Source organism: Actinacidiphila oryziradicis (genome assembly GCF_005047355.1).
In the GTDB taxonomy this organism is placed as follows: domain Bacteria; phylum Actinomycetota; class Actinomycetes; order Streptomycetales; family Streptomycetaceae; genus Actinacidiphila; species Actinacidiphila oryziradicis.
In genome coordinates, this window is sequence record NZ_SUMC01000031.1 from 87883 (window position 1) to 112497 (window position 24615).

The window sequence follows — 24615 nt, forward strand, 5'->3', positions numbered from 1 at the left end:
CTCCTCAGGCACCTGAGGCGGGCCGCTGCCAGAGCCGGGCGAAGGCGAAGCGGGCGGCCTCGACCTCCTGGCGCTGGTCGGTGTGGAGCACGCCCAGGGCGTAGGCAGTGGCGGGGGCGATCCGGGGTGTGCGGGCGGCGGAGGCGACCGCCGCCGAAGCCTCGGCGGCTTCGCGGTGCTGCTCAAGGGTGCGGGCGGCGGCGGAGAGGCGGCCGGCGGGCTCGGCGTCCACGTCACCGTAAGGGTGGATTTCGCAGGCGTAGCGGCTGATCCGCAGCAGGCTGCGTACCCGGTGCCAGGGGGCGTCCTGGCGCTCGGCCGCGTCTTCGGCGCCGAGGGCGGCGCGCAGCGCGTCGGCGGTGTAGGGGTGGGCGGCGCGGGCCAGCGGGAGAGCGCCGACGGCGTCGGTGAGGCGGGCGTGCGCCTGCTCGGTGAGCGCGGGGAGCGTGTGCGCGGCGGGCGCGGCGGCAGCGGCGGAGAGCGGGACGTCGGAGACGAGCACCGCGACGGCGTCGGCGACGGCGTGGAAGCGGGAGGAGCCCATCGCCTGGAGCGCGGCGGAGTGGGCGCGGGTGCGGGCGAGCCGGAGCTGGCGGTCGAGCAGGGCGCCCGCGCGGGCGGCGCCGACCGCGAGGGGACCGCTGCCGGGGGTGGTCTCGTTGCCGCGGGCCCGGACGGGCTGGGGCCCCGGCGGCGGGGGGGCGAGGCGGTCGTAGGAGTGCGGGGAGTCCTCTTCGGAGGCCAGGCGGTGCAGCGCGGACAGGAGCCTGGCCAGGCGCGCGGCGTGCTGGTGTTCGCGGGAAAGCGTGGTGGCGAGCCAGCCGAGCTCGGTGCGGAACGGCTCCGCCCAGCCGGGGTCGGTGAGCGGGGCATAGGTGTGGAGGGCGGCGGCGATGCGGCGGGCGGAACGGCGCAGGGGCAGGGTTGTCTCGGAGTCGTCGTCCGGCTGCCCGGTGACGGCGAGGGCGCGCAGGAAAACGCCGGCCTGGTCGTGGAGGTAATGGGACAGCACCTCTCCGGCGGAGTCGCTGCCTATGCATGGCGGAGCCGCCACGTCGTCGGAGGCGAGTGCGGTCTCAGGGTGTCGCTGGGCCACGCCGGCGCCTCCGCGCGTCGATGAGCATCTCCTGGACGTTGGGCAGCGGGCGCCCCTCGGCGTCGGTGCTGTGCCGCGTCCAGCAGCCGTCCGGCCCGAGGTGCCAGGACGCGGTGGTGTCCGAGGTGCCGGTTTCGAGCAGACGGTTGAGGGTCGCGCGGTGGGCGGGGTCGGCGACCCGCACCATCGCCTCGATACGGCGGTCGAGGTTGCGGTGCATCATGTCGGCGCTGCCGAACCAGACCTCCGGCTCGCCGCCGTGGCCGAAGACAAAGACCCGGGAGTGCTCCAGGAAGCGGCCGAGCACGCTGCGCACCCGTATGTTCTCCGACAGGCCCTCGACCCCGGGCCGCACCGCGCAGATGCCGCGGACCCAGATGTCCACCGGCACCCCGGCCTGCGAGGCCCGGTACAGGGCGTCGATGATCGCCTCGTCGACGATCGAGTTGACCTTGATGCGCACAAAGGCGGGGCGGCCCGCCTGGTGGTGTTCGATCTCGGCGAGGATCCGGGTGATCAGGCCGTCGCGGAGGCTGCGCGGCGCGACGAGGAGCCGGTCGTAGTCCTTGTAGCGGGAGTATCCGGAGAGCCGGTTGAAGAGATTCGACAGATCCGCCCCGACCCGCTGGTCGGCGGTGAGCAGGCCCAGGTCCTCATAGAGGCGGGCGGTCTTGGGGTGGTAGTTGCCGGTGCCGATATGGCTGTAGCGGCGCAAGGTGTCGCCCTCCTGCCGTACCACCAGCGACAGCTTGCAGTGGGTCTTCAGGCCGACCAGGCCGTAGACGACATGGCAGCCCGCCTCCTCCAGCTTGCGGGCCCACTTGATGTTGGCCTGCTCGTCGAAGCGCGCCTTGATCTCGACCAGGACCAGGACCTGCTTGCCGGACTCGGCGGCATCGATCAGCGCGTCCACGATGGGGGAGGTGGAGCCGCCGGAGGTGCGGTAGAGCGTCTGCTTGATCGCCAGGACGTCGGGGTCGGCGGCCGCCTGTTCCAGGAATGCCTGTACGGAGGTGGAGAAGCTGTCGTACGGGTGGTGCAGCAGGATGTCGCGTTCGCGCATCGCCCCGAAGATGTCGGGCGCGTGCGCCGACTCCACCTCGGCGAGGTCGCGGTGGGTGCCGGCCACGAACTTCGGGTACTTCAGCTCCGGCCGGTCGAGCGACGACATGGCGAACAGGCCGGTGAGATCGAGCGGGCCGGGCAGCGGGTAGACCTCGGCCTCCTTGATCTTCAGCTCGTGCACGAGCAGGTCGAGCACTCTCGGCGCGATCGACTCCTCGACCTCCAGGCGGACCGGCGGGCCGAATCGGCGCCGCATGAGCTCCTTCTCCAGCGCCTGCAGGAGGTTCTCCGCGTCGTCCTCCTCCACCTCCAGGTCCTCGTTGCGGGTGACCCGGAACATGTGGTGGTCCAGGACGTCCATGCCGGGGAAGAGCTCTTCGAGGTGCGCGGCGATGACGTCCTCCAGCGGGACGTAGCGCTGCGGGCTCGCTTCGTAGAAGCGGGAGAGGATCGGCGGGACCTTCACCCGGGCGAAGTGCTCATGGCCCGAGACCGGGTTCCGTACGACGACGGCCAGGTTGAGCGAGAGGCCGGAGATGTACGGGAAGGGGTGGGCCGGGTCCACGGCGAGGGGGGTGAGGACCGGGAAGATCTGGTTACGGAACAGGGTGAAGAGGCGGGCCTGCTCCTTTTCGGTGAGCTCGTGCCAGCGGATGACATGGATGCCCTCGTCCGCCAGCTGCGGGGCGACATCGTGCTGGAAACAGGCCGCGTGGCGGGCCATGAGCTCGCGCGAACGGCTCAGGATCTGGGACAGCACCTCGCGCGGCTGGAGGCCGGAGGCGGAGCGGGTGGCGACACCGGTGGCTATGCGGCGCTTCAGACCGGCGACGCGGACCATGAAGAACTCGTCGAGATTGCTAGCGAAGATGGCCAGGAAGTTTGCCCGTTCGAGGAGCGGGGTCGTCGGATCCTCGGCGAGTTCCAGCACCCGTTCGTTGAAGTCCAGCCAGCTGCGCTCCCGGTCCAGGAAGCGGCCCTGGGGCAGCTCGGCAGCGTTGAGGTCGTCCCCGGCCGTGCCGCCCAGGTCGTCGGCATCCTGATCGATGTCGGCGGTGAGATCCGGTACGACGCGAGGGCGGTAGGGCGCCAACGGGGTCAGGGAGCCAAACGGCTCCGGCCCCACGGGCTCGGCGGGAATGTTCACTGAGGCCATCGGTGCGGGCCCTCCTCCGGTTCCGGCACGTCATACACCCGGCCGGCGGCGCGCTGGCGCCTGCCGTCGGCCGTTACTCCATTCTCGCGCGTCGGACGGGATCGTGGCAGGTCGAGCGGCGGCACGGGGGTGTAAGGCACCGGCTGCATTCTGTGATGCTCGCAAGGGAGGTTGAATCGCCGGTAACGGGTAGATGGCGCGGAGGCTATGGCCCGGGGGGATAGAAGTGGCCGGCACAGTCCAGCCCGTCCGGCGTTCGAGGACCGGGGCCTGGGGCGGAGCCCCGGACGGCCCTAGGTCCTGTCCGGGCGACAGGACCTAGTTCTCCGTGCGGTACATCAGGTCCACCTCGTGCGTGGTGAAGCCAAGGCGTTCATAGACGCTGACCGCCGCCCCGTTGTCGGCATCGACATACAGCATCGCCCCGGGCAGCCCCCTCTCACCGGCCAAGTACCGCAGCCCGATCGAGGTCAGCGCCTTCCCCAGCCCCAGCCCCTGGGCCGAAGGATGGATACCCAGCACGTACACCTCGCCCAGCCGCTCGGCCGCGTGCACCTTGGTCCAGTGGAAGCCGATGACGGCCCCGTCCTCGTCCCGTACCGCGAGGAAGAAGCCGGCCGGGTCGAACCACGGCTCCGCCTTCCGGTCGTCCAGGTCCCGCTGGGTCAGTCCGCCCTGTTCCGGGTGGTGCGCGAACGCCGCGGCGTTCACCGCCAGCCACGCCTCGTCGTCCTCGCCGGGCACGAAGGTACGTACGGTGACCCCGGGCGACAGCACCGGCGCCGGAAGCGCGTCACCGGGCAGCGGCCGCCGCAGCTGCCTCAGCTCCCGGAAGAGGGTCAGCCCCAGCACCCCCGCCAGGTGCCGGGCACCGGGGTGCCCGCCGTGCGCCCACACCCGCAGCCGCTTGCCGGACGCGACCAGCAGCGCGTGGCCGAGGGCGCGGCCGTGGCCCTCGGCCCGGTGGCCGGGGTGGATCAGCAGCTCGGCGACGGGGGCTTCCACCGGGTCGGTGTCATCCAGCTGGGCGTAGCCGACGAGGCGTTCCCCTCCGTACACCAGCAGATGCCGCACGCCGGGGCGCGCGCCGGCCCGCAGATTGATCCGGCCCTGCTCCGAGACCGCCGGCTGGCCGTCGACCGCCGCCCCCTCCTCGATGAGCGTGAGCACCGCCCGCACGATGGCGGGGGCCGGCTCGTCGAGTACGTCGATCCGGCGGGGGTCCGGCTCTGCGGTCTGCTGCGCGGCATCGTTCATGCGCAGAGCCTACGACCGGCAGCGGGAGGTTACGGTTGAAGGTGCGTTGGGCCTTCGGCAGGGTCCCCCGTCGGGCCCCGCGCGGTCCGCACAGCATCGAGTTGCCGCACTGATATACGAGGTTCACCTCGCGTTCACCCTCTGCCGCCGGGCGCTTCACCTCATCTGCCTAATTTCGGCCTTACCGGTGAGCATCATGTCGCCGGGTGGATGCAGAAACCCAATCCTCTGCTTCGCCGTCCACCGGCGGGCTTCTGGAAGGAAACACTCGAAGGTGAAGCTTCAGCGTAAGAGCGGGCTGCGCGCCCTGACCGTCGGCGCGGTCGCGATTTCCGGTGCGCTGGTTCTCACGGCGTGCGGTTCGGACAACAACAGCGGTTCGAGCCCCAGCTCCAGCACCCCGTCCGGTTCGTCCTCAAGCGGTATCAAGTGCGACGGCAAGGGCCAGCTGCTGGCTTCGGGTTCCTCCGCCCAGCAGAACGCCATGGATGCCTGGGTGCAGGCCTACCAGGCCGCCTGCACGGGCACGACCATCAACTACAAAACGTCGTCCTCCGGTGAGGGCGTCATCGACTTCAACCAGGGCACCGACTCCTTCGCCGGGTCGGACTCCCCGCTGAAGCCCGCAGAGGCCACCAGCTCGAAGAAGGTCTGCGCCGGCGGCACCGGCATCGACATCCCGATGGTCGGCGGCCCGATCGCTATCGGTTACAACCTCTCGGGCGTGAACAACCTGGTCCTGGACGCCTCCACCATCGCCAAGATCTTCAACTCGAAGATCACCAAGTGGAACGACCCGGCGATCAAGGCGCTCAACCCGACCGCCACCCTGCCGAGCACCAAGATCCAGGCCTTCCACCGCCAGGACGAGTCCGGCACCACGGACAACCTCACCAAGTACCTGGGCACCGCTGCCAAGGCCGACTGGCCGTACCCGCACGCCAAGGCCTTCGCCGGCAAGGGCGGCCAGTCCGCCGCCAAGTCCTCGGGTGTCGCCGCGCAGGTCAAGCAGACCGATGGCGCCATCGGCTACTTCGAGCTGTCGTACGCGACCGCCAGCAGCATCACGACCGCCAAGATCGCCACCGGCGCGTCCTCCCCGGCCGAGGCCACCTCCGCCAACGCCTCCGCGGGCATCGCCTCGGCGAAGGTCGTCGGCACGGGCTCCGACCTGTCGCTGGACCTTTCCTCGACGTACACCACCAAGGCCGCCAACGCCTATCCGATCGTCCTGGTCACGTACGAGATCGCCTGTGACAAGGGCAACAAGGCCAGCACCCTGCCGCTGCTGAAGTCCTTCCTCACCTACACCGCCAGTGAGGCCGGCCAGGCCAAGCTGTCGACCGCCGGCTACGCGCCGCTGCCGACGGAGATCGCCACCAAGGTCCGCTCCACCGTGACCTCCCTCTCCTGACCCTCTGACGGGCCGGCCCCGCGGCCTCAAAACCGCGGGGCCGGCCCACCTTCCGGTGCACCGCCGCCCGGGGCCCCAGCCCCACCAGACCGGAGAATCCGATGGCTATAACTGATAACTCACCCGCACCGCCCCCCAGTGCCCCAGCCGTCAGAAGCGGCAAGGTCACCCGCCCGGGTGACGCGGTCTTCTCGAATCTCTCGCGCGGATCCGGCATCCTGCTGCTGGTGGTCATGGCCGCGATCGCGGTCTTCCTCACCGTCCGCGCCGCCGATGCGATCGCCAAGGACCACGGCAACTTCCTGACCACCTTCGAGTGGAACGCCAGTGCGACCCCGCCGGTCTTCGGCATCGCGGTCCTCGCCTACGGCACCGTGGTCAGCTCGATCATCGCGCTCCTCATCGCCGTGCCGATCGCGATCGGCATCGCGCTGTTCATCTCGCACTACGCACCGCGCCGGCTCGCCCTGCCGATCTCCTTCGTGATCGACCTGCTCGCCGCGGTCCCCAGCATCATCTACGGCCTGTGGGGCGCCCTCTTCCTGGTGCCGCACCTCGTCGGCCTCAACGAGTGGCTGAACAACTACTTCGCCTGGACCGTCATCTTCAAGTCGGACAACCCGGCGGCCGCGCGCTCCCTGTTCACCGTGGGCATCCTGCTGGCGATCATGATCCTGCCGATCATCACCAACGTCAGCCGCGAGGTCTTCAACCAGGTCCCGAAGATGCACGAGGAAGCCGCCCTCGCGCTCGGCGCCACCCGCTGGGAGACGATCCGGCTCTCGGTCCTCCCCTTCGCCCGCTCCGGCATCATCTCCGCCTCGATGCTCGGCCTCGGCCGCGCCCTCGGCGAGACGATGGCTGTCGCCACCGTGCTCTCCGCCTCCAGCGTCCTCACGATCCACATCCTGGACCCGGCCGGCGGCACCTTCTCCCAGAACATCGTCGCCAAGTTCGGCGAGGCGGACGAGTTCGGCCGTAACGCGCTGATCGCGTCCGGTCTGGTGCTCTTCATCATCACCCTGCTGGTCAACGGCGCGGCCCGACTGATCATCGCCCGCCGCAAGGAGTACTCGGGGGCCAACGCATGAGCAACCTGGTGACACAAGCACCCGTAGCCGCCCCGCGCCCGAACACCCTCGCGCACGCCCACCTGCCGCGCTGGGCCCCGGCCGCCATCGCGGCCGGCGCGATCGTGCTCGGCGTCGCCATCGGGCTCGGCGCGGGCCTCGGCAGCAAGGTCCAGTGGGGCCTGATCGCCCTCGTACTCTTCGTCGTCGGTACGTACGCGATCACCACCAAGGTCGAGGGCAAGCGCCAGGCCAAGGACCGGGTCGCCACCAGCCTCGTCTGGGCCACCTTCGTCCTCGCCGTCATCCCGCTCTACTCGCTGATCGAGACCACGATCAGCAAGGGCGTGAAGGTCCTCGACGTCAACTTCCTCAGCCACTCCATGAACGGCGTGCTGACCATCGGCCCCGGCGGCGGTATCTACCACGCCATCATCGGCACCCTGGAGCAGGTCGGCATCGCCACCATCATCGGTGCCCCGCTCGGCATGCTCACCGCGATCTACCTCGTCGAGTACGGCAAGGGCAGGCTCGCCAAGGTCGTCACCTTCTTCGTCGATGTCATGACCGGCATCCCGTCCATCGTCGCCGGCCTCTTCATCCTCTCGGTCTGGTTCGTGATCAACGGCGTCGCCCCGCAGTCCGGCTTCGCCGGTTCGCTGGCCCTGACGATCCTCATGACCCCGGTCGTGGTCCGCTCCACCGAGGAGATGCTCAAGCTCGTCCCCAACGAGCTGCGCGAGGCCTCCCTCGCCCTGGGCATCCCCAAGTGGCGCACCATCCTCAAGGTGGTCGTGCCCACCGCCATCGGCGGTATCACCACCGGTGTCATGCTGGCCGTGGCACGCATCGCAGGTGAGAGCGCACCCATCGCCCTGCTGGTCTTCGGCAGCAACACGATCAACAACAACCCGTTCAGCGGACCGCAGGAATCGTTGCCCTACTACATCTACAAGCAGTACGGGAACGGCAACCAACCGTCCTACGACCGGGCCTGGGCGGCAGCCCTCGTACTGATCGTTTTCGTCATGATCCTGAACATGGTGGCCCGCGGCATCGCCCGCTGGAAGGCCCCGAAGACCGGTCGCTGACGCGGCCAGCCCAGCGACCTACGGATTGAGAGACCAGCACCATGGCCAAGCGCATCGACGTCAGCGGCCTCAGCGCCTTCTACAGCGCCTTCAAAGCCATCGACGACATCTCGATGAACATCGAGCCGCACACCGTGACCGCCTTCATCGGCCCCTCCGGCTGCGGCAAGTCCACCTTCCTGCGCACCCTGAACCGTATGCACGAGGTCACCCCCGGCGGCCGTGTGGAGGGCAAGGTCCTCCTGGACGACGAGAACCTCTACGGCTCCGGCGTCGACCCGGTCACCGTGCGCCGCACCGTCGGCATGGTCTTCCAGCGCCCGAACCCCTTCCCCACCATGTCGATCTACGACAACGTGGCCGCCGGCCTCCGGCTGAACGGCATGAAGAAGAAGCGCGATCTCGACACCATCGTCGAGAGGTCCCTCAGAGGCGCCAACCTCTGGAACGAGGTCAAGGACCGCCTCAGCAAGCCCGGCTCCGGCCTCTCCGGCGGTCAGCAGCAGCGGCTCTGCATCGCCCGCGCCATCGCCGTCGAGCCCGAGGTCCTGCTCATGGACGAGCCCTGCTCCGCCCTGGACCCGATCTCCACCCTCGCCATCGAGGACCTCATCGGGGAGCTCAAGGAACGCTTCACCATCGTCATCGTCACCCACAACATGCAGCAGGCCGCGCGCGTCTCCGACCGCACCGCCTTCTTCAACCTCTCGGCCGTCGGCCAGCCCGGCAAGCTCATCGAGATCGACGACACCGAGCGCATCTTCTCCAACCCCTCGGTCCAGGCCACCGAGGACTACATCTCCGGCCGCTTCGGCTGACCACACCTCGGGAGCCAAAGGGGTCCGAGCACCCGGAGGCGAGCGAGAAAGAGCAGCCTTGCGGTGCTGCATGGCGGTGCCACCGCAAGGCGAAGGGCCCGCCCCCTCCCGGGGGCGGGCCCGCACTCTCGCGGAGAGAGAAGTCAGTCCAGGACCAGGTGGGTGGGCCAGTAGATGACGGCGGCCACCAGTCCGGCAGCCGGCATCGTGATGAACCACCCCATGACGATGTTCTTGGCAACGCCCCATCGCACGGCCTTGACCCGCTTGGTCGCCCCGACCCCCATGATCGCCGACGTGATGACATGCGTCGTGGAGATCGGCGCCTGGAAAACGTACGCCGTCGTATAGAGGATCGACGACGCAGTCGCCTCCGCCGCGAAGCCCTGCGGCGGATCCAGCTCGATGATCTTCCGCCCGAGCGTCCGCATGATCCGCCAGCCACCCGCGTACGTACCGAGCGAAAGCATCGCGGCGCAGACGAACTTCACCCAGATCGGGATGCCGCTCCCCTGCTGGACGTCGGCGATCGTGAGCGACATCACCACGATGCCCATGGTCTTCTGGGCGTCCTGGAGACCGTGCCCGAGCGCCATCGCCGCGGCCGAGACGGTCTGGGCGATACGGAAGCCGCGCTTGGCCTTGTGCGGGTTGGACCTGCGGAAGATCCACAGGACGGCCAGCATCACCAGATAGCCGACGACCAGCCCGATGATCGGCGAGACGATCATCGGGATGACGACCTTGTCCAGCACCCCGCGCCAGTGCACCGTGCTCGCCCCCGCCAGTGCGGCACCGACCATGCCGCCGAAGAGCGCATGGGTGGAGGAGGACGGCAGGCCGAAGTACCAGGTCGCCAGGTTCCAGGCGATCGCTCCGACCAGCGCTGCGAACAGCACGATCAGGCCCTGCTTGCCCGACGGGGTGGTGATGATGTCCTTACCGACCGTGGTGGCGACGCCATTGCCGAAGAAAGCACCGGCGAGGTTCATCACGGCGGCCATCGCGAGCGCGGCCCGCGGGGTGAGCGCCCGCGTCGACACCGAAGTGGCGATCGCGTTCGCGGAGTCGTGAAAACCGTTCGTGTACGTGAAGAAGAGCGCGACGCCGATGACGACGACGAGTCCGAAGGTGTCCACCTGGTTCAGGACTCCTTGACCGCGATGGTCTCCACCGTATTGGCGACGTGCTCAAAGGCGTCCGCCGCCTCCTCCAGCACATCCACGATCTGCTTCAGCTTCAGCACCTCCATGGCGTCGTACTTGCCGTTGAAGAGGTGTGCCAGTAGCTTGCGATGGATCTGGTCGGCCTGGTTCTCCAGCCGGTTGACCTCGATCCAGTACTCGGTGAGGTCCGTCATCGTACGGAGATTGGGCATCGCCTTCGCCGTCAGCTCGGCGGCCCGCGCGAGGACCTCGATCTGTTGCTCGACGCCCTTGGGCAGTTCCTCGACCTGGTAGAGGACGACGAGGTCGACCGCTTCCTCCATGAAGTCCATGATGTCGTCGAGTTGCGAGGCAAGGCTGTAGATGTCCTCGCGGTCGAACGGCGTGATGAAGGAGGAGTTCAGCTGGTGGAAGATCGCGTGCGTCGCGTCGTCACCGGCGTGCTCGGCGGCCCGCATGCGCTCGGCGATCTCGGTGCGCGTGGCCGAATCGGCTCCGAGCAGTTCCATGAGGAGTTTCGAGCCAGTGACGATGTTGTCCGCGGATGCGGCAAACATGTCATAAAAGCTCGTCTCCCTGGGGGTCAGACGGAAGCGCACGTGAAGTCCTCGGGATACATCGGTGTCGGTCGCATTGATGCTAGGTGCAACATCCGGCCACAGCTAACCGGCGTCCCACAGTCTCGCACAACGGACCGATTTCGGTAGGATATACCCACCAGGGGTATATCGGGCTAGGGAGGACGGCCATGACGACCGCAGAGGTCACCACGACCGGCGCGACCGGCGAGAGCAAAAACACCACCGAGACCCACGAGGCCGCACCGCACGACCAACCACCGCAGGGCCCGCATGGCTACAGCAAGCAGAAGGACCAGCACCTGAAGCGGCTGCGCCGGATCGAGGGGCAGATCCGCGGCCTCCAGCGCATGGTCGAGGAGGACGTGTACTGCATCGACATCCTTACCCAGGTTTCGGCGGGCACAAAGGCCTTGCAGTCATTCGCACTTCAGCTGCTGGAGGAGCATCTGCGGCACTGCGTCGCCACCGCGGCCAACAGCGGCTCCGCCGATGGCACCGCCCAGGCGGGCCAGGAGCTGGACGAGAAGGTCGCCGAGGCGACGGCCGCGATAGCGCGGCTGCTACGCACGTAGCCCGCCGCCCGGCGACCGCACTTCGAGCACCTCGTCGATACGAAGCCAGCTCAACCGGTCCTCGACGGTGGCCGCCGCGGCGATCATCAGCTCACCGCAGAGCTCGATCTCCGCGAGCGCCATGCGTTCCTGGTCCGGCCTCTGTGATCCGCGCGACAATGACACGTGTACCGCCTCCTCACTGCCCAGGGTAGGCACCGGCGCACAGTCCGCGCATGGCACTTCCGGACCATTTCCGCGATGAGTGGCAATGCTTACGGGTTGCGGGGAGAAACGATCTTTCCCGTATAGACGTCGTCCTCGTCCGGCACCCGGATCCGCACCGGCAACCCGAATCGGTACAGCCCGGTGACCGATGTCACCACGGCACGGTCGCTGAAGGTGAAGCGCTGCCGCACCTTCCGCAGCCGCCCCTCCTCGTCCAGATACACCTCGAAGGGCACCGCCGTCACCGCGAACCCCTTCGCCGCGGCCCGCAGCGCCCCGCGCACACCCGGCGCGGCGGATTCCGCCGCCCGCGCGATGTCCGCCGTGCCCCGGTAGTGCCGCACCCGCACCCCGCCCAGCGTCTCCTCGCCGACAAGCGTCACGCCCCGCGCGGTGCGCAGCATCTCGGCGGTCGTCAAGGGGTCCGTGGCGCCGCCGTACACGAGATTGCCGTCGGCGAGTTCCGCGGTGTCCATCCGCACCCACTTGTCCGCCGGCACCCCCTCACCGCGGTTCTTCATATACAGCGTCCCGGAGATCAGCAGCTCGGTGATCGGCTTGTGCTCCGCCACCCCGACCGCGTCTCTGGGCAGCGCGAGCTTCAGCTCCCCCCGCCGCTTTACGTAGTCGAAGACGCCATCGCCGCTGATCGCGACCCGCGTCCCGCCGCTGGCCATCTCCATCCACGTCCGGACCTTCGAGGTGCCGGCCCCCTCCAGCGCGTCCGCGGCGTGGCGCACCGCCGTGGCCGGGTCCACCGGGACAGGATCGACCTCGGCGGCGTGACCGCTGCCGGAACACCCCGACATCGCCGCCGCGGCCAGCCCGAGACCCACAAGTGCGGCAGTAGCGCGTCCCCGCTGCCCCATCGACGCCGACCTTCCGCAGTTTCCGTCTCCGGACCTCTTTTTTCCTAACGACGATCTTTGGCCCGTGTCACGGCCGGGTAGCGTTCTTGCGTGCTCAACCTCCCCGCGGAACGGCCCCATGCGCCCGCGCTGCCGCACCACACATCCGTGACCGAGAACGGCTCCTTCGCCATCGCCAACTGCACCTGCGGCTGGCGCGGCCCCGCCCGCCGGGCCCGCGACCGGGCCAGACGCGACGCCACCCGACACTCCCCGGACTAGGCTTACCCTCGGATCGTCCGCCAGTAGGCGGACGATCCAAGCGGAACCGCATCATCCCCACCGCACGTCCTCCGCAACGACAGCGGAAGGGACTTCAGTGGAACGACGACAGGCGCTACTCGCCGCAACCGGCCTGGTCACGGGGGGCTGGCTGGCCAGCAGCTGCACAGCCGACAGCGGCGGCTCGACCGCCGTGTCCGCCACCCCGGCGGCTACGGCCCGGACGACGGGCACGACAGCCACGGCAGGCACCGCCACCACCATGACCAAGCGCAGCACCCCGGACTGGGCAGCCCTCGGCCACGGCCTCGAAGGCCGGCTCATCCGCCCCGGCGACGCCGACTACACCACCGCCCGGCACCTCTACAACACCCGCTTCGACGGCCTGAAGCCAGCGGCCGTCGCATATGTGTCGTCAGACGAAGACATCCGGGAGTGTCTGGCCTTCGCCCGCGACACCGGGGTCCCCGTCTCCATCCGCAACGGCGGCCACTCCTACGCCGGCTGGTCCAGCGGCAATGGCCACCTCGTCATCGACGTATCAAAGCTCTCCGCCGTAACCGCCTCCGGCACCACCGCCACCATCGGCGCCGGGGCCAAACTCATCGACATCTACACCGGTCTCGCCGAACACGGCCGCACCATACCCGGCGGCTCCTGCCCCACCGTCGGCATATCCGGCCTCACCCTCGGCGGCGGCCACGGCGTGATCAGCCGCGCCCACGGCCTGACCTGCGACAGCCTCACCGCCGCCGACATCATCACCGCCGACGGCAAACTGCTGCACTGCTCCACGGCCGAGCACCCCGACCTCTTCTGGGCCCTGCGAGGCGCCGGCGGCGGCCAGTTCGGCGTCGTCACCAAGCTGTACTTCAGCACCCTCGCCGCGCCCCAGGTCGTCACCGGCTACCTCACCTGGCCCTGGGCAAAAGCCGCCGCCGTACTGCGCGCCTGGCAGGAGTGGGGCCCCGGCCAGCCCGACGAGATCTGGTCCGCCCTCCACCTCGACAAATCCGCCAACGGCACCCCGCAGATCTCCGTCGCCGTCCTCTCTCTCACCTCACGCGGTGACCTCGCCAACGCCCTCGACCGCCTCGCCACCAGCGCGGGCGCCTCCGCGAGTTCCGTCTCCCTCCACCCGCGCCCCTACCTCGACGCCACCCTCGCCTACGCCGGCTGTTCCTCCCTCAGCACCGCCCAGTGCCACCTGCCCGGCACCACCCCCGGCCGCACCAGCTCCGGCCGGCTCGCCCGCGAGACCTACTCCGCCCGCTCCGACTTCTACGACCGTTCCCTCTCCCCCACCGGCATCCAAACCCTCCTCGCCCAGGTCGAAGGCGTCCGCTCCGGCGCCGGCTCCGTCGCCCTCACCGCCCTCGGCGGCGCCGTCAACCGCGTCTCCCCCACCGCCACCGCCTTCGTCCACCGCCGCTCCCGGTTCCTCGCCCAGTACATCGACGCCCCCGGCACCGGCACCTGGCTCGGCACCCTGCACGCGGCCATGCGCCGGTACGCCTCCGGCGCCGCCTACCAGAACTACACCGACGCCTCCCTCACCGACTGGCGCCAGGCCTACTACGGCAGCGCGGCGACACGCCTCACCAACCTCAAGCACCAGTACGACCCCGCACGACTCTTCGACTTCCCGCAGGCCCTCTGATCAGCGGGGAGGCGGGAAACGGGGGAGCGGGGAAACAGGGGGGAGCGGAGGGAGCAGGAGCAGGGGGCGGAAGACCGCTACGCCGCAAGCCCCTTGTCGTACGCCGAAGGCTCCGGGTACGGGATGCCGTCACCCGACGCCGGGGACGGACGGCCGCGGACGAGCCAGCCCGCCCTGGACCGCCCCACCGCGGCGGCCAACGGCGTCAGAAGCATCATCGCCAGCGGAGCCAGAAGCAGGGCGACGGCCGTCCCGAGGGCGAACCCCCCGACAACGTCCGTCGGGTAGTGCACGCCCATGTAGACCCGGCAGAAACCCTCCAGGAGCGCCACGCCGATCGCGAGCAGCCCGGCCTTCCGGCTGACGAGAAACAGCCCCACCGCGACGGCCATGGTCAGCGTCGCGTGGTCGCTGACGAACGAGAAGTCGCTCTTGCCCCTGATGAGCACGTCGAGCCCGTCGTGGTCCACGAACGGCCGCGGCCGTTCCACGAACGCCCGCAGCGGCACGTTCAGCAGCAGCGCGATCCCGGCCGCCAGTCCGGACCACACCACCCCGGCCACCGCCGCCGGAGCCTCATCGGCGGCACTGCGCCGGGCGATGCGCCACCAGCACCATCCCGCCAGCAGCACCATGAGCAGGATGAGCCCGTACTCGCCGACGAACTCCACCACCCGGTCGAGCCAGTGCGGAGCGTCCTTCGCGAGCCCATTGATGTCACGGAGCAGGCTCACATCGGGGTTCGAACCGTCCAATGCAAGCTCTGCCATGTGGTGGTACCCCTTACCCGACGTTCCGCGTTCCGCGAGGAGGTCATTCTCCCCTCTCCAACGGGGCGCACGGTACGGCGCGTTCCGGTCTGCACCAGATGATCACTTGTAAGTTATAGAAGAGAGACCAGAGGTCAGTAGTTGGTGTTCGCCGTCGGCAGGGCCGCGGCCCCGTCCTTCGTCACCCGGGTCGCCCCGATGTAGTCCGCCGTGTCGATTTTGTCGAAGCGGATCACGGCTCCCGTGTGCGGAGCATTGATCATGTACCCGCCGCCCACATAGATCCCCACGTGATGGATCGTCCGCGGATCGTTCAAGTCGGTGGCGAAGAACACCAGGTCCCCCGGCAGCAGCGCGTTCCGGGCCGGGTGCGGCCCCGCGTTCCACTGGTCGTTGGCCACCCGCGGCAGCGCGATCCCCACAGAGGCGTACGCCGCCTGCGACAGCCCCGAGCAGTCGAACCGGCCGCCCTGCGCCGTCGTGCCCGTACCGCCCCACAGATAGGGCGTGCCCAGCTTGTTCTGCGCGTAGTAGATCGCCGCGGCCGCCTGCTGCGAGGCCGCGACCGTCCCCACCGGCGCCGCGAAGCTCTTCTCCAGGGAGGTGATGATCTTGACGTAATTCTTCGTCTCGGCGATGTCCGGCACCCCGCCCGCCTGGATCACCCGGTACGCGCCCGCGTTGTAGGACGCGAGCATATTGGCGGTCAGGTCCCCCGGCACGTCCTTCACATACTGCGCGAGCTCACAGTCGTACGACGCCGCCGACGGAATCGCGTCCGCCGGGTCCCACACATCCCGGACCCCGTCGCCGTTCCCGTCAATGCCGTGGGTGGCCCAGGTGCCGGGGATGAACTGGGCGATCCCCTGCGCGTGCGCCCCGCTCTGCGCCTTGGGGTTCCATCCGCTCTCCTGGTACAGCTGCGCGGCGAGCAGCGCCGGGTTGATCGCGCTGCACAGACTCCCCCATTGCCGCACGAGGTTGCTGTACGCCGCCGGCACCGCGCCCTTGGCCAACGCCACCGGCCCGTTCGCCCCCGTGAGCGACGCCGCAGCCGAGAAGGTCCCGACGAGCAGCAGGGCGAGGAACGCGAAGAACAGCCCCCCCGCGACGGTGACGGCCAGCCAGGTCTTGCGCACCGCCGAGCTCATCCGCGCTCCCCATGCAAGTAATGTCCAAGCCTGTGGTGACGGTGCGCCAGGCCTCCGGAGCCCCCCGAAGCCTTGCCATGCGTCACCACCCCCAATCGTTGCCCTGCGCTATTGTGCGTGATACACAGAGTAGTCAACCATGTCCCGTCGAACACCGGCCCGGCACCAGTGTGGACGCTGCGGTCCGGATCACACGAGGGAATCGGCCGATAAAGTCGTTGAGTCGACATACGACTGCGGCATCATCAGCCAAGATAGACCCTGGTACCTTGCGCCCCGGCGAGGATGCCAACTGATTTGTAGCGGTGGTGAGTTCCATGTTCCTGGCAGCCCAGAAGGGCGATATCAACACCATTATCGGTGGCATCGCTCCGAATTGGGGGCCTTTCGGCACCCTCGGAAACCAGGCGCGCGTGATGGTCGAGGTGGTGATGGCAGTAGCGATCCTGCTCTGTCTCGCCATCGCGATCTGGGGCGCGGCGAAGCAGCGGATCGGAGCAACAGCGCTGCGGGACACCTTCAGCGCGGAGCAGGGCAAGGGCCTGATCATCGCCGGCCTGACCGGCGTCTTCATCATCGGATCCCTCGGCACGGTGTTCACCATCGTCTACGGGATGGCCGTCTAGCGCGGTCGGTCCACGCCCCATAGCTTCCGTTCGCCTGTTCCCTGGGGATCCGTCCCTGTCCCCTGTCCCTCAACCGAGGCTGCGTCTGCTGATGCCCACTCACCCGAGCAGCAGTGCCGGACCCTACGGCGGCGCCGTAGGGTGGTTGGGCATGCGCGGAACGGCCCTCGCCCGACCACGCCCACGACCACTGGCGACATGTGAGGGGGCGAGCTCTCGATGAGCCTCGGACAGGACGGCCCACCGACCCGCACTCGGCTTCCCGAGACCCACAGCGGACCGGGCGGCGGCACCCGCCGCCAGCCCCGCTCCAGCCGCAACCTCGTCACCGTTGTCGGTGTCGTCGTGGTGCTCATCGCCGCCATCGCCTTCGCCAACCGTGGCGGCGGCAACAGCTCCGGCGGCGGGTCGGGTAACGGCGGCGGCAGCAACAGCGGCGCCGGCACTCAGGCCCAGCCGACTGCGCCGACCGGCGACAAGCCGGTGACCGGCCAGGCCGCCGGCATCGCCAAGGGTTTCGCGAAGTCGCAGCAGGGGGCGCAGTCCGCTGCCGCGAACTACGCGGTGGCCCTGGGCTCCGACGGCATGTTCCGTACGGACCGCCGGCACACGATCGTGGCCGCGATCCACGACCCGGCCGTCGTCGGCAAGCTCCAGGGCGAGTTGGACAAGGCCTACTCCGCGGCCTTCCTGAAGGATGTCGGCCTCAATAGCGACGGTTCCGCGCCGAAGGGCCTCACTTTCGTCTCACGCACCGTTCCGGTGGGTACCAAAGTCACGGGCTACTCGGGGAGCAGTGCGACCGTGGAGGTCTGGTCCACCGCTCTCGGCGGCCTGGCCGGCCAGGGATCGACCAAACCGGTCAGCGCTACCTGGTTCACGCTGACCGAACAGCTCGCATGGGTCAACGGCGACTGGAAGATCGAGTCGTCCAGCCAGAAGCAGGGCCCGGCGCCGGTCAGCGGTGACGACCAGGCTGCCGGCGCGGACGAGATCGCGAACGCGGTCAACGGGTACGGAGGGTTCACGTATGCGAGGTAGCCGAGAGAGCCAAGACGGCCGAAGTCGCGGGGTCAGCCGCAGCCGGCGTGCCCTGTCGCTCGCCGCCATGCTCACGGGGGCGCAGACCGCCCTCGTCCTGCTGGCCTCCCGGGCCGCAGCAGCCCCGACGCCCACCCCGTCGGCCAGCACGGGCAATCCCGCCTGCCGCTTCATCACCGGCGCGGCCAAGGCGCTCTGCGAGCAGAGCAACAGCGGCAGCACCGCGCCCTCCGTCACCAGTACCCTCGACCCCCTGTCGTCGCTCGCCCGGGGCTGCGCGGACGCCGCCGCATGGGTGATCACCCAGCTCTCCAAGGCCGTCACCAAGACCGCCGCGGTCGACTTCACCAACACGACCTTCCTGCGCCAGTACGCCGTCGTCTTCGCCGCCTCCACCGTCCTCACCCTCGTCCTGTGGCTGCTGGCCGTCGCCAAGCGCGCAGTCCGCGGCATCCCGCTCACCGAGGCCCTCACCGAGGCCATAGGTTTTCTCTGGCTGACCGTCATCGCCTCGGCCTTCACCCCGTTGATCCTCTACACCGTGGTGCAGGCGGTCGACGCCGTCACCACGGTGATCGCGTCCGGCACCTCCTCCAACACCGATGTGTTCTTCGGCTCCTTCTCCAACGCGCTGTCCAAGGACACCAACATCGGCGGGGGCCCGATCATGCTGATCGTGGTGTCGCTCGTCTCGGTCCTGGCAGCCGGTGTGCTCTGGCTGGAACTGGTCATCCGGGCGGCACTCCTCTACGTGGGCGCGATGCTCGGCACCGTCGTCTACTCCGGGCTTGTCGACAAGAACATGTGGCGCCACGTCAAGGGCTGGGCGGGAGTCATGATCGCGGTGATCATGGTGAAGCCGGTCATCGTGATCGTCCTGGGACTCGCGGGCGCGCTCAGCTCCTCCAATGGCCCCGACGCGTTCGGCGCGGTGGTCTCCGGCCTGGCGATCATCCTGCTCGCCATCTTCGCCAGCTTCATGATCTACCGCTTCGTCCCCGGCTTCGGCGACGACGTCCAGGAACTCCGCAACAACCGCAAGGCCAGCGGCCAGAGCCAGGCCGCCGCCGTGATCTCCTCCCCGGCGGCCCTGGTGAAGCAGGGCATCAAGACGCACAGCGCCCGCGGCGGCCCCCAGGAGCAGGGCTCCGGAGGCGGCGGCGCCCAGCCCGGCAACCCCATGGCCGGCGGAGTGGCGGCACACAGCAGCCGCACCGGCAACCCCGGCCCCAGTGCGGCCGCCCCGCCGCCGCGCACCCAGGACCGCAGCAACAACGGCAAGCCAGGAGGTGACCGCCGGTGACGTCCCAGCCCTACGCCGCCCAGCCGCGCCGCACATATCTGATCGGCAAGGCCCGCCCGAACGCGATCGTCGGCAAGAACCGCGAGACCGGCGAGATCGCCCTCATCATCGCCGGGGCGTTCCTCGGCATGATGTCCGGCCTGCTGATCCCGATCCTGCTGCCGCGCATCCTCGGGCTCATGGGCTGGCCGATCCTGGCCTTCGCCGCCGTCTACATGCCGTACCGGCGCCGCACCTTCTACAAGTGGTTCGAGATCAACCGCACCTACCGCCGGATGTTGCGCAACACGCCCACCTACCGCTCCGACGCCAGCGAAGCCGGCACCCGCCTCGACGGCCGCGAGATCGAGGTCGGCCCGCCGCCCGGCATCGGCCGCATCACCTGGCTCGCCGCCCCCTTCGGCCCCGACGAGATGGCCGTGCTACTGCACGTCGACCGCCGCACCGTCACCGCCGCCATCGAGATCGAGGGCCCCGGCGTCGGCCTGCGCGACTCCGAGGACCAGGAGGCGCTGGTCGAACGATTCGGCACCCTCCTCAAGCACGTCGCGAACGGCGACGGATTCGTCACCCGCCTGCAAATGCTCGCCCGCACCCTCCCCGCTGACCCCGACGCCCACGCCAAGGACGTCGCCGTGCGCGGCGACCCGCAGTCCGAGGAGTGGCTGAAGGTCTCCTACGAGCAGCTGCAGTCCATGGTCTCCACCTCCTCCGAGCAGCACCGGGCCTACCTCGTCGCCTGCATGCACTACGGCCGCGAACTCGCCGCCGAGGGCAATGCCATCGCCCGTGCGAGCGGCGTCAGCCGCAAGGGCCTCGACAAGGACGCCGGCATCGCCGCCGTCATGGCCCGCGAGCTCACCGACATCTGTGCGCGTCTGGCCGAGGCCGATATCCGCGTCCGCCAGCCCCTCGGCCAGTCCCGGCTGTCGTCGCTCATCCACGGCATGTACGACCCCGACCACCCCATCGACCACATCCAGGCCATGACCCGCCGCAACGCCTGGCCCGCCGAACTCGACGCCACCGAGCCGGAGTACCTCCAGGCCAAGACCCGCGAGTCCTCCACCCGCGCCCCCTGGTGCCACGCCACCGCCTGGGTGAAGGAATGGCCGATGACCCCCGTCGGTGTCAACTTCCTCGCCCCCCTCCTCGTCCACACCCCCGACGTGATCCGCACCGTCGCCGTCTGCATGGACCTGGAGCCGACCGAGGTCGCCATAGAGCGGATGCTCACCGAGAAGACCAACGACGACGCCGACGCCAGCCGCGCCGCCAAGATGAACCGCGTCATCGACCCCCGCGACGTCGCCCACCACGGCCGCGTCGACCAGCGCGGCGAGGACCTCGCGAGCGGAGCCGCCGGAGTGAATCTGGTCGGCTACATCACCGTCTCCTCGCGCTCCCCCGAAGCGCTGGCGCGCGACAAGCGCACGATTAGGGCATCCGCCGGCAAGTCGTACCTCAAGTTGGAGTGGTGCGACCGGGAACATCACCGGGCGTTTGTGAATACGCTGCCATTCGCAACCGGCATCCGCCGCTGAAGGAGGGATGGACCCGATGGACACCATCAGCCGTCCCGCCCAGGACGAAGCCGCCGCCATGCCGCGCCGGCGGCGCACGGCGCCCCGCCCTCCACAGGCAGGCCCGCAACCGACAACCGACTGCACGGGTGGGCGGGCGGGCAAAGCCCCCCGGACCGCAAGCGCGAGCTGAGGAGGCAACCCCGCTATGGCAATGCTGGATCCCCTCGCGGCCCTCACGGACGCCTTCACCAGCTTCCTCTTCGGCAAGGTGGAGTCGACCCGGCTCCCCGTCCGCACCTCCACCGGGCAGGCCCAGGCCGTCTATCTCCCCACAGCCGCACCCGGCCTCGGTGACTCCGGCGTCATCATCGGCCGCGAGGTGTACTCCGGCAAGGGCTACATCTACGACCCGTTCCAGCTGTACGGGCAGCAACTCCCCGCCCCCCACTGGCTGGTCCTCGGCGAGTCCGGCAACGGAAAGTCCGCCCTGGAGAAGACCTACGTCCTGCGCCAACTGCGCTTCCGCGACCGCCAGGTCGTCGTCCTGGACGCCCAGGGCGAGGACGGCGTCGGCGAGTGGAATCTCATCGCCCGGGCCCTCGGGATACAGCCCATCCGCCTGGACCCGACGGCCGCCCTCAACGGCGGCATCAAGCTCAATCCCCTCGACCCCGCGATCACCCTCACCGGACAGCTGGCCCTGCTCCGTACGATCATCGAGGTCGCGATGGGCCGCGGCCTCGACGAGCGGTCCGGCTTCGCCCTCAAGGTCGCGCACGCCTACGTGATCGAGACCATCACCGACCGCCAGCCGATCCTCACCGACATCGTGGAGCGGCTGCGCCATCCGCTGGAGGAAGCCGCCGAGTCGATGAACGTCGACCTCGACGACGTCCGCGCCTGGGGCCTGGACGTCGCCCTCGTCATCGACCGGCTCGTCGACGGCGACCTGCGCGGCATGTTCGACGGCCCCACGACGGTCGGTATCGACCTCGACGCGCCACTGATCGTCTTCGACCTCTCGCACATCGACCGCAACTCGATCGCGATGCCGATCCTGATGGCGATCGTCGGCGTCTGGCTGGAGCACACCTGGATCCGCCCCGACCGGAAGAAACGCATCTTCCTCGTCGAGGAGGCCTGGCACATCATCAACAGCCCCTTCGTCGCCCAGCTGTTCCAGCGGCTGCTCAAGTTCGGCCGCCGGCTCGGTCTCTCCTTCGTCGCCGTCGTCCACCATCTCTCCGACGTCGTCGACGGTGCCGCCGCCAAGGAAGCCGCCGCCATCCTCAAGATGGCGTCGACCCGCACCATCTATGCCCAGAAAGCCGACGAGGCACGGGCCACCGGCCTCGTTCTCGGCCTCCCCCGCTGGGCGGTGGAGATCATCCCCACCCTCACCCCCGGCATCGCCGTTTGGGACGTCAACGGCAACGTCCAGGTCGTCAAGCACCTCATCACAGAGTCCGAACGGCCGCTGGTCTACACCGACCGGGCCATGACCCAGTCCTCGGTCGACCTCGGCCTGGAATCGGAGGAACTGGACAACGAGTCGTCCGTCTCCCTGCAGAAGCAACTCGCCGACGACGCGGTGGCCTGACCGCCATGGCCACCCAACGCACCAGACGCGACGGCGAAGGCGGGGTGCCCGACGGCCTGATCCTGGGCGTCATCGGCTTCCTGCTCGGCATCACGTTCCTGGTGTGGACGGGCACCGGCATCGCGGGCCTGCTCTCCCACGGCGCCTGGCCCGCCAGGCTCCACTTCACCCATACGCCGGTCGCGATGCGGCATCTGCTCACCCAGCCCCACGACATCACGGGCGCGTGGCAGCAGTCCCCGGCGGACGCACTGCCGAGCTGGGGGCTGTTCTGGGGCATCTTCATAGGGCAGCTCATGGTGCTGTTCGTCCTGGGCGCCTTCGTGATAGGCGCACTGGCGCGATACCGAGTCGTACGCGCGACACGGCGCCAGAAGCCCGTGCAGACGCCCGCACAGGCGCCTGCGCCTGTAGTTGTGCCGCAGCCCCGGGAGGAGGCGGAGCCGGCCGCTCAGCCCGAGGCGGAGTCCGTGGCACAGGTGCCGGTGGAACGGGCGGGGGTCGAACAGGTACCCGTGGCGCAGGCCCCAAGGCACCAGGCCGCCGCCGCACACTTCACGGAGGCCGAACTCACGACCACCTACGTCCTGTTCGCCGCCCCCAGAAGCGACAAGGGCAAACGGCTCGTCCAGCCGGCCATCCTCAACGCCGCCGGGGCCGTACTCGTGACCACCGCCGACCCGGATACGTTCCACCAGACCGTCGGCAACCGCACCAAGCTCGGCCCGGTCCATGTCTTCGACCCGGCCCACCTCGTCGACACGCCCGGCCGTCTCCGCTGGGCGCCCCATAGCGGCTGCGAGGATCCGGACTCCGCCGCCTCACGCGCCGCCGCCCTCCTCTTCCCGCTCCGCCCGCACGCCACCGCCGACACCGCCATGTACGACGCCGCCCGGACTCTGCTGCGCTGCTGGCTGCACGCCGCCGCCGTCGACGGCCAGCCCTTCCGCCAGGTGCACCGCTGGGCAGGCGGCAGCGGTGCCCAGGACGCCGTGCGGATACTGCGCAGCCACCCCAAGGCCAAGGCCGGCTGGAGCGGCGAGCTCGAATCGATCCTGCACGCCCACACCGACCGCCGCGACGCCGCCCAGGCCCTCATCCACCGGGCCCTCGAGGGCCTCAGTTCCATCCACATCCGCGACGCCTGTAATCCCGGCCGCAATCCCGCCCTCGACCTGGAGTCATTCGTACGGGAGAGGGGAACTCTTTACCTAGTGGGCGAGCCCACCGAGGATCCGAGGATCCACCCGGGTGCGATGCCACTGCTCACCGCACTCGCCTCCAGCGTGGTCGAGCACGGCCGGCGCATGGCCGCACGGTCACCCGCCGGTCGGCTCGACCCACCACTTACCCTCGTCCTCGACGACATCGCGGCCCTCGCCCCCATCCCCTGCCTGCCCGATGCGCTCGCCACCGGCACCGCACTCGGCCTCCCCGCCCTGGCCGTCCTACGCTCCCCCGAACAATCCCGCGCCCACTGGCCCGACGCCGCTCCCTGGAACCGCGCCGACGCCCGCCTCGTCCTCGGGCCGGCCGCCCCCGCACTCCTCGACGAGCTGCCCGACGCCATCCGCCTGGCGTGAATCAAGCCGGGCCTGAATCAAACCGGTCCGACTCAGGATCGGTCTGAATCAAGATCGGTCTGAATCAAGATCGGGCCAGCGCCATCTCGTACTCCGTCTGCGACTCGTCCAGCGGAAACGCCATTGTCTTCCCGGTCCTCACGAAACCCACCCGCCGGTAAAACCCTTCGGCCCGCGGATTCCTCTCATGCACCCACAGCTGGACCCGGTCCGCCCGCTCCCACGTCCACTCCAGCCCTGCGGCGAACAGCCTTCCCGCCAGCCCCGTCCCCCGTACCTCCGGCCGTAGATACACCCCGGCGATGCACAGATAATCGTCGGACTCAACAATGACAGAAAGAGTGCCGACCCACATCCCATCCTCTTCGTCCACAGCGACGAACTGCTGCACCCCCGCCCCGGACGTCCTCCGCCGCCACACCTCGTCGGGGAAAGCAGCCTCCTCGTCATAGGTGCGCACAAACGCCACGCTGCTCACCGGGTCCTTGAGCGCGACCAACCGCAGCTCCCGGTTCTGCCGCCATTCCTCCGGCCTGACCTGCCGTATCTCATAGCCCATGCCGCGATGGTCGCAGCCACGCCGACGGCACCGCAACGCAAAAAAACCCGGTCCCGAGGTCGATGACCTCGGGACCGGGCTATAAAGGTTGTTCGGCGGCGTCCTACTCTCCCACAGGGTCCCCCCTGCAGTACCATCGGCGCTGAAAGGCTTAGCTTCCGGGTTCGGAATGT

At 69.2% G+C, this 24615-nt stretch carries 22 protein-coding genes and 1 rRNA gene; 12 read left to right on the plus strand and 11 right to left on the minus strand.

Annotation, left to right across the window (positions count from 1 at the left end):
- Positions 1 to 4: 4 nt before the first annotated feature.
- The 3 genes from FCI23_RS28510 to mshD all read right to left on the minus strand — a co-directional run bounded on the left by FCI23_RS28510 (position 5) and on the right by mshD (position 4574).
- Complete coding sequence (locus FCI23_RS28510; protein WP_136726805.1) at positions 5 to 1096, minus strand: CHAD domain-containing protein; 1092 nt, start codon at positions 1094 to 1096, stop codon at positions 5 to 7.
- The gene (locus tag FCI23_RS28515) at positions 1077 to 3317 is read right to left on the minus strand and encodes an RNA degradosome polyphosphate kinase (protein WP_136726806.1); all 2241 of its coding nucleotides are present in this window, start codon (positions 3315 to 3317) and stop codon (positions 1077 to 1079) included. Before FCI23_RS28515 ends, FCI23_RS28510 begins: the two co-directional genes overlap by 20 nt.
- Positions 3318 to 3635: 318 nt before the next feature.
- The gene (gene mshD / locus FCI23_RS28520) at positions 3636 to 4574 is read right to left on the minus strand and encodes a mycothiol synthase (protein ID WP_136726807.1); all 939 of its coding nucleotides are present in this window, start codon (positions 4572 to 4574) and stop codon (positions 3636 to 3638) included.
- A gap of 274 nt (positions 4575 to 4848) precedes the next feature.
- Between mshD and pstS the strand changes: the two genes are divergently transcribed.
- The 4 genes from pstS to pstB all read left to right on the plus strand — a co-directional run bounded on the left by pstS (position 4849) and on the right by pstB (position 8967).
- Positions 4849 to 5988 carry a phosphate ABC transporter substrate-binding protein PstS gene (gene pstS / locus FCI23_RS28525; protein ID WP_136726808.1) on the plus strand — a complete coding sequence of 380 codons (1140 nt, stop codon included), beginning with the start codon at positions 4849 to 4851 and terminating at the stop codon, positions 5986 to 5988.
- Between the two features lie 101 nt (positions 5989 to 6089).
- The gene (pstC, locus tag FCI23_RS28530; protein ID WP_136726809.1) at positions 6090 to 7079 is read left to right on the plus strand and encodes a phosphate ABC transporter permease subunit PstC; all 990 of its coding nucleotides are present in this window, start codon (positions 6090 to 6092) and stop codon (positions 7077 to 7079) included.
- Entirely contained in the window at positions 7076 to 8149 is a 1074-nt protein-coding gene (gene pstA / locus FCI23_RS28535) for a phosphate ABC transporter permease PstA (RefSeq protein ID WP_136726810.1), read from the plus strand. The genes pstC and pstA overlap by 4 nt, the downstream gene beginning before the upstream one ends.
- Positions 8150 to 8190: 41 nt before the next feature.
- Positions 8191 to 8967 (plus strand): phosphate ABC transporter ATP-binding protein PstB, encoded by a 777-nt coding sequence (gene pstB, locus FCI23_RS28540; RefSeq protein WP_136726811.1) that lies wholly within the window; start codon positions 8191 to 8193, stop codon positions 8965 to 8967.
- Between the two features lie 143 nt (positions 8968 to 9110).
- On the opposite strand, the gene FCI23_RS28545 is transcribed toward pstB, so the two are convergent.
- Positions 9111 to 10106 carry an inorganic phosphate transporter gene (locus FCI23_RS28545; protein ID WP_136726812.1) on the minus strand — a complete coding sequence of 332 codons (996 nt, stop codon included), beginning with the start codon at positions 10104 to 10106 and terminating at the stop codon, positions 9111 to 9113.
- 5 nt (positions 10107 to 10111) lie between these two features.
- Positions 10112 to 10732, minus strand: coding sequence for a DUF47 domain-containing protein (locus FCI23_RS28550; protein ID WP_136726813.1), 621 nt, complete (start codon positions 10730 to 10732; stop codon positions 10112 to 10114).
- Between the two features lie 149 nt (positions 10733 to 10881).
- On the opposite strand from FCI23_RS28550, the gene FCI23_RS28555 reads away from it, so the two are divergent.
- Entirely contained in the window at positions 10882 to 11286 is a 405-nt protein-coding gene (locus tag FCI23_RS28555) for a metal-sensitive transcriptional regulator (RefSeq protein WP_136726814.1), read from the plus strand.
- Here the strand turns inward: FCI23_RS28555 and FCI23_RS56725 are convergent.
- Both FCI23_RS56725 and FCI23_RS28560 read right to left on the minus strand, forming a co-directional pair.
- Positions 11275 to 11451, minus strand: a complete 177-nt coding sequence (locus FCI23_RS56725; RefSeq protein ID WP_169316963.1) for a hypothetical protein — start codon at positions 11449 to 11451, stop codon at positions 11275 to 11277. The genes FCI23_RS28555 and FCI23_RS56725 overlap by 12 nt on opposite strands.
- Positions 11452 to 11540: 89 nt before the next feature.
- Complete coding sequence (locus tag FCI23_RS28560; RefSeq protein ID WP_136726815.1) at positions 11541 to 12362, minus strand: LolA-like protein; 822 nt, start codon at positions 12360 to 12362, stop codon at positions 11541 to 11543.
- 358 nt (positions 12363 to 12720) lie between these two features.
- Here FCI23_RS28560 and FCI23_RS28565 point away from each other — a divergent pair, with 358 nt between their 5' ends.
- On the plus strand, positions 12721 to 14283 hold the full coding sequence (locus FCI23_RS28565; protein WP_246144109.1) for an FAD-binding oxidoreductase: 1563 nt from the start codon (positions 12721 to 12723) through the stop codon (positions 14281 to 14283).
- 77 nt (positions 14284 to 14360) lie between these two features.
- Here FCI23_RS28565 and FCI23_RS28570 read toward each other — a convergent pair whose 3' ends face one another.
- Together FCI23_RS28570 and FCI23_RS28575 are read right to left on the minus strand one after the other, a co-directional pair.
- Complete coding sequence (locus tag FCI23_RS28570; RefSeq protein WP_136726816.1) at positions 14361 to 15053, minus strand: phosphatase PAP2 family protein; 693 nt, start codon at positions 15051 to 15053, stop codon at positions 14361 to 14363.
- 134 nt (positions 15054 to 15187) lie between these two features.
- Positions 15188 to 16204: a C40 family peptidase gene (locus tag FCI23_RS28575; protein ID WP_136726817.1), complete on the minus strand. Its 1017-nt coding sequence runs from the start codon at positions 16202 to 16204 to the stop codon at positions 15188 to 15190.
- A 317-nt stretch (positions 16205 to 16521) separates the two neighbouring features.
- On the opposite strand from FCI23_RS28575, the gene FCI23_RS28580 reads away from it, so the two are divergent.
- From FCI23_RS28580 to FCI23_RS28605, 6 genes are all read left to right on the plus strand, one after another.
- Positions 16522 to 16830 (plus strand): hypothetical protein, encoded by a 309-nt coding sequence (locus FCI23_RS28580; protein ID WP_136726818.1) that lies wholly within the window; start codon positions 16522 to 16524, stop codon positions 16828 to 16830.
- Positions 16831 to 17049: 219 nt separating this feature from the next.
- Positions 17050 to 17871 (plus strand): hypothetical protein, encoded by an 822-nt coding sequence (locus tag FCI23_RS28585; RefSeq protein WP_136726819.1) that lies wholly within the window; start codon positions 17050 to 17052, stop codon positions 17869 to 17871.
- A gap of 67 nt (positions 17872 to 17938) precedes the next feature.
- On the plus strand, positions 17939 to 19174 hold the full coding sequence (locus tag FCI23_RS28590) for a hypothetical protein (protein WP_136726820.1): 1236 nt from the start codon (positions 17939 to 17941) through the stop codon (positions 19172 to 19174).
- Positions 19171 to 20718, plus strand: coding sequence for an SCO6880 family protein (locus FCI23_RS28595; RefSeq protein ID WP_136726821.1), 1548 nt, complete (start codon positions 19171 to 19173; stop codon positions 20716 to 20718). The genes FCI23_RS28590 and FCI23_RS28595 overlap by 4 nt, the downstream gene beginning before the upstream one ends.
- Positions 20719 to 20911: 193 nt before the next feature.
- Positions 20912 to 22300 carry an ATP-binding protein gene (locus tag FCI23_RS28600; protein ID WP_136726835.1) on the plus strand — a complete coding sequence of 463 codons (1389 nt, stop codon included), beginning with the start codon at positions 20912 to 20914 and terminating at the stop codon, positions 22298 to 22300.
- Positions 22301 to 22305: 5 nt separating this feature from the next.
- Complete coding sequence (locus tag FCI23_RS28605) at positions 22306 to 23883, plus strand: type VI secretion protein (RefSeq protein WP_136726822.1); 1578 nt, start codon at positions 22306 to 22308, stop codon at positions 23881 to 23883.
- A 64-nt stretch (positions 23884 to 23947) separates the two neighbouring features.
- Here FCI23_RS28605 and FCI23_RS28610 read toward each other — a convergent pair whose 3' ends face one another.
- Entirely contained in the window at positions 23948 to 24442 is a 495-nt protein-coding gene (locus tag FCI23_RS28610) for a GNAT family N-acetyltransferase (RefSeq protein ID WP_136726823.1), read from the minus strand.
- A gap of 90 nt (positions 24443 to 24532) precedes the next feature.
- Positions 24533 to 24615, minus strand: a 5S ribosomal RNA gene (rrf, locus tag FCI23_RS28615); the annotation flags it as partial.

Coding starts and splice junctions, on each gene's coding strand:
- FCI23_RS28515 (WP_136726806.1), bottom strand. CDS start 3,317: ATGGCCTCAGTGAACATTCCCGCCGAGCCCGTGGGGCCGGAGCCGTTT.
- mshD (WP_136726807.1), bottom strand. CDS start 4,574: ATGAACGATGCCGCGCAGCAGACCGCAGAGCCGGACCCCCGCCGGATC.
- pstC (WP_136726809.1), top strand. CDS start 6,090: ATGGCTATAACTGATAACTCACCCGCACCGCCCCCCAGTGCCCCAGCC.
- pstA (WP_136726810.1), top strand. CDS start 7,076: ATGAGCAACCTGGTGACACAAGCACCCGTAGCCGCCCCGCGCCCGAAC.
- pstB (WP_136726811.1), top strand. CDS start 8,191: ATGGCCAAGCGCATCGACGTCAGCGGCCTCAGCGCCTTCTACAGCGCC.
- FCI23_RS28555 (WP_136726814.1), top strand. CDS start 10,882: ATGACGACCGCAGAGGTCACCACGACCGGCGCGACCGGCGAGAGCAAA.
- FCI23_RS28560 (WP_136726815.1), bottom strand. CDS start 12,362: ATGGGGCAGCGGGGACGCGCTACTGCCGCACTTGTGGGTCTCGGGCTG.
- FCI23_RS28570 (WP_136726816.1), bottom strand. CDS start 15,053: ATGGCAGAGCTTGCATTGGACGGTTCGAACCCCGATGTGAGCCTGCTC.
- FCI23_RS28575 (WP_136726817.1), bottom strand. CDS start 16,204: ATGAGCTCGGCGGTGCGCAAGACCTGGCTGGCCGTCACCGTCGCGGGG.
- FCI23_RS28580 (WP_136726818.1), top strand. CDS start 16,522: ATGTTCCTGGCAGCCCAGAAGGGCGATATCAACACCATTATCGGTGGC.
- FCI23_RS28585 (WP_136726819.1), top strand. CDS start 17,050: ATGAGCCTCGGACAGGACGGCCCACCGACCCGCACTCGGCTTCCCGAG.
- FCI23_RS28590 (WP_136726820.1), top strand. CDS start 17,939: ATGCTCACGGGGGCGCAGACCGCCCTCGTCCTGCTGGCCTCCCGGGCC.
- FCI23_RS28600 (WP_136726835.1), top strand. CDS start 20,912: ATGCTGGATCCCCTCGCGGCCCTCACGGACGCCTTCACCAGCTTCCTC.
- FCI23_RS28605 (WP_136726822.1), top strand. CDS start 22,306: ATGGCCACCCAACGCACCAGACGCGACGGCGAAGGCGGGGTGCCCGAC.
- FCI23_RS28610 (WP_136726823.1), bottom strand. CDS start 24,442: ATGGGCTATGAGATACGGCAGGTCAGGCCGGAGGAATGGCGGCAGAAC.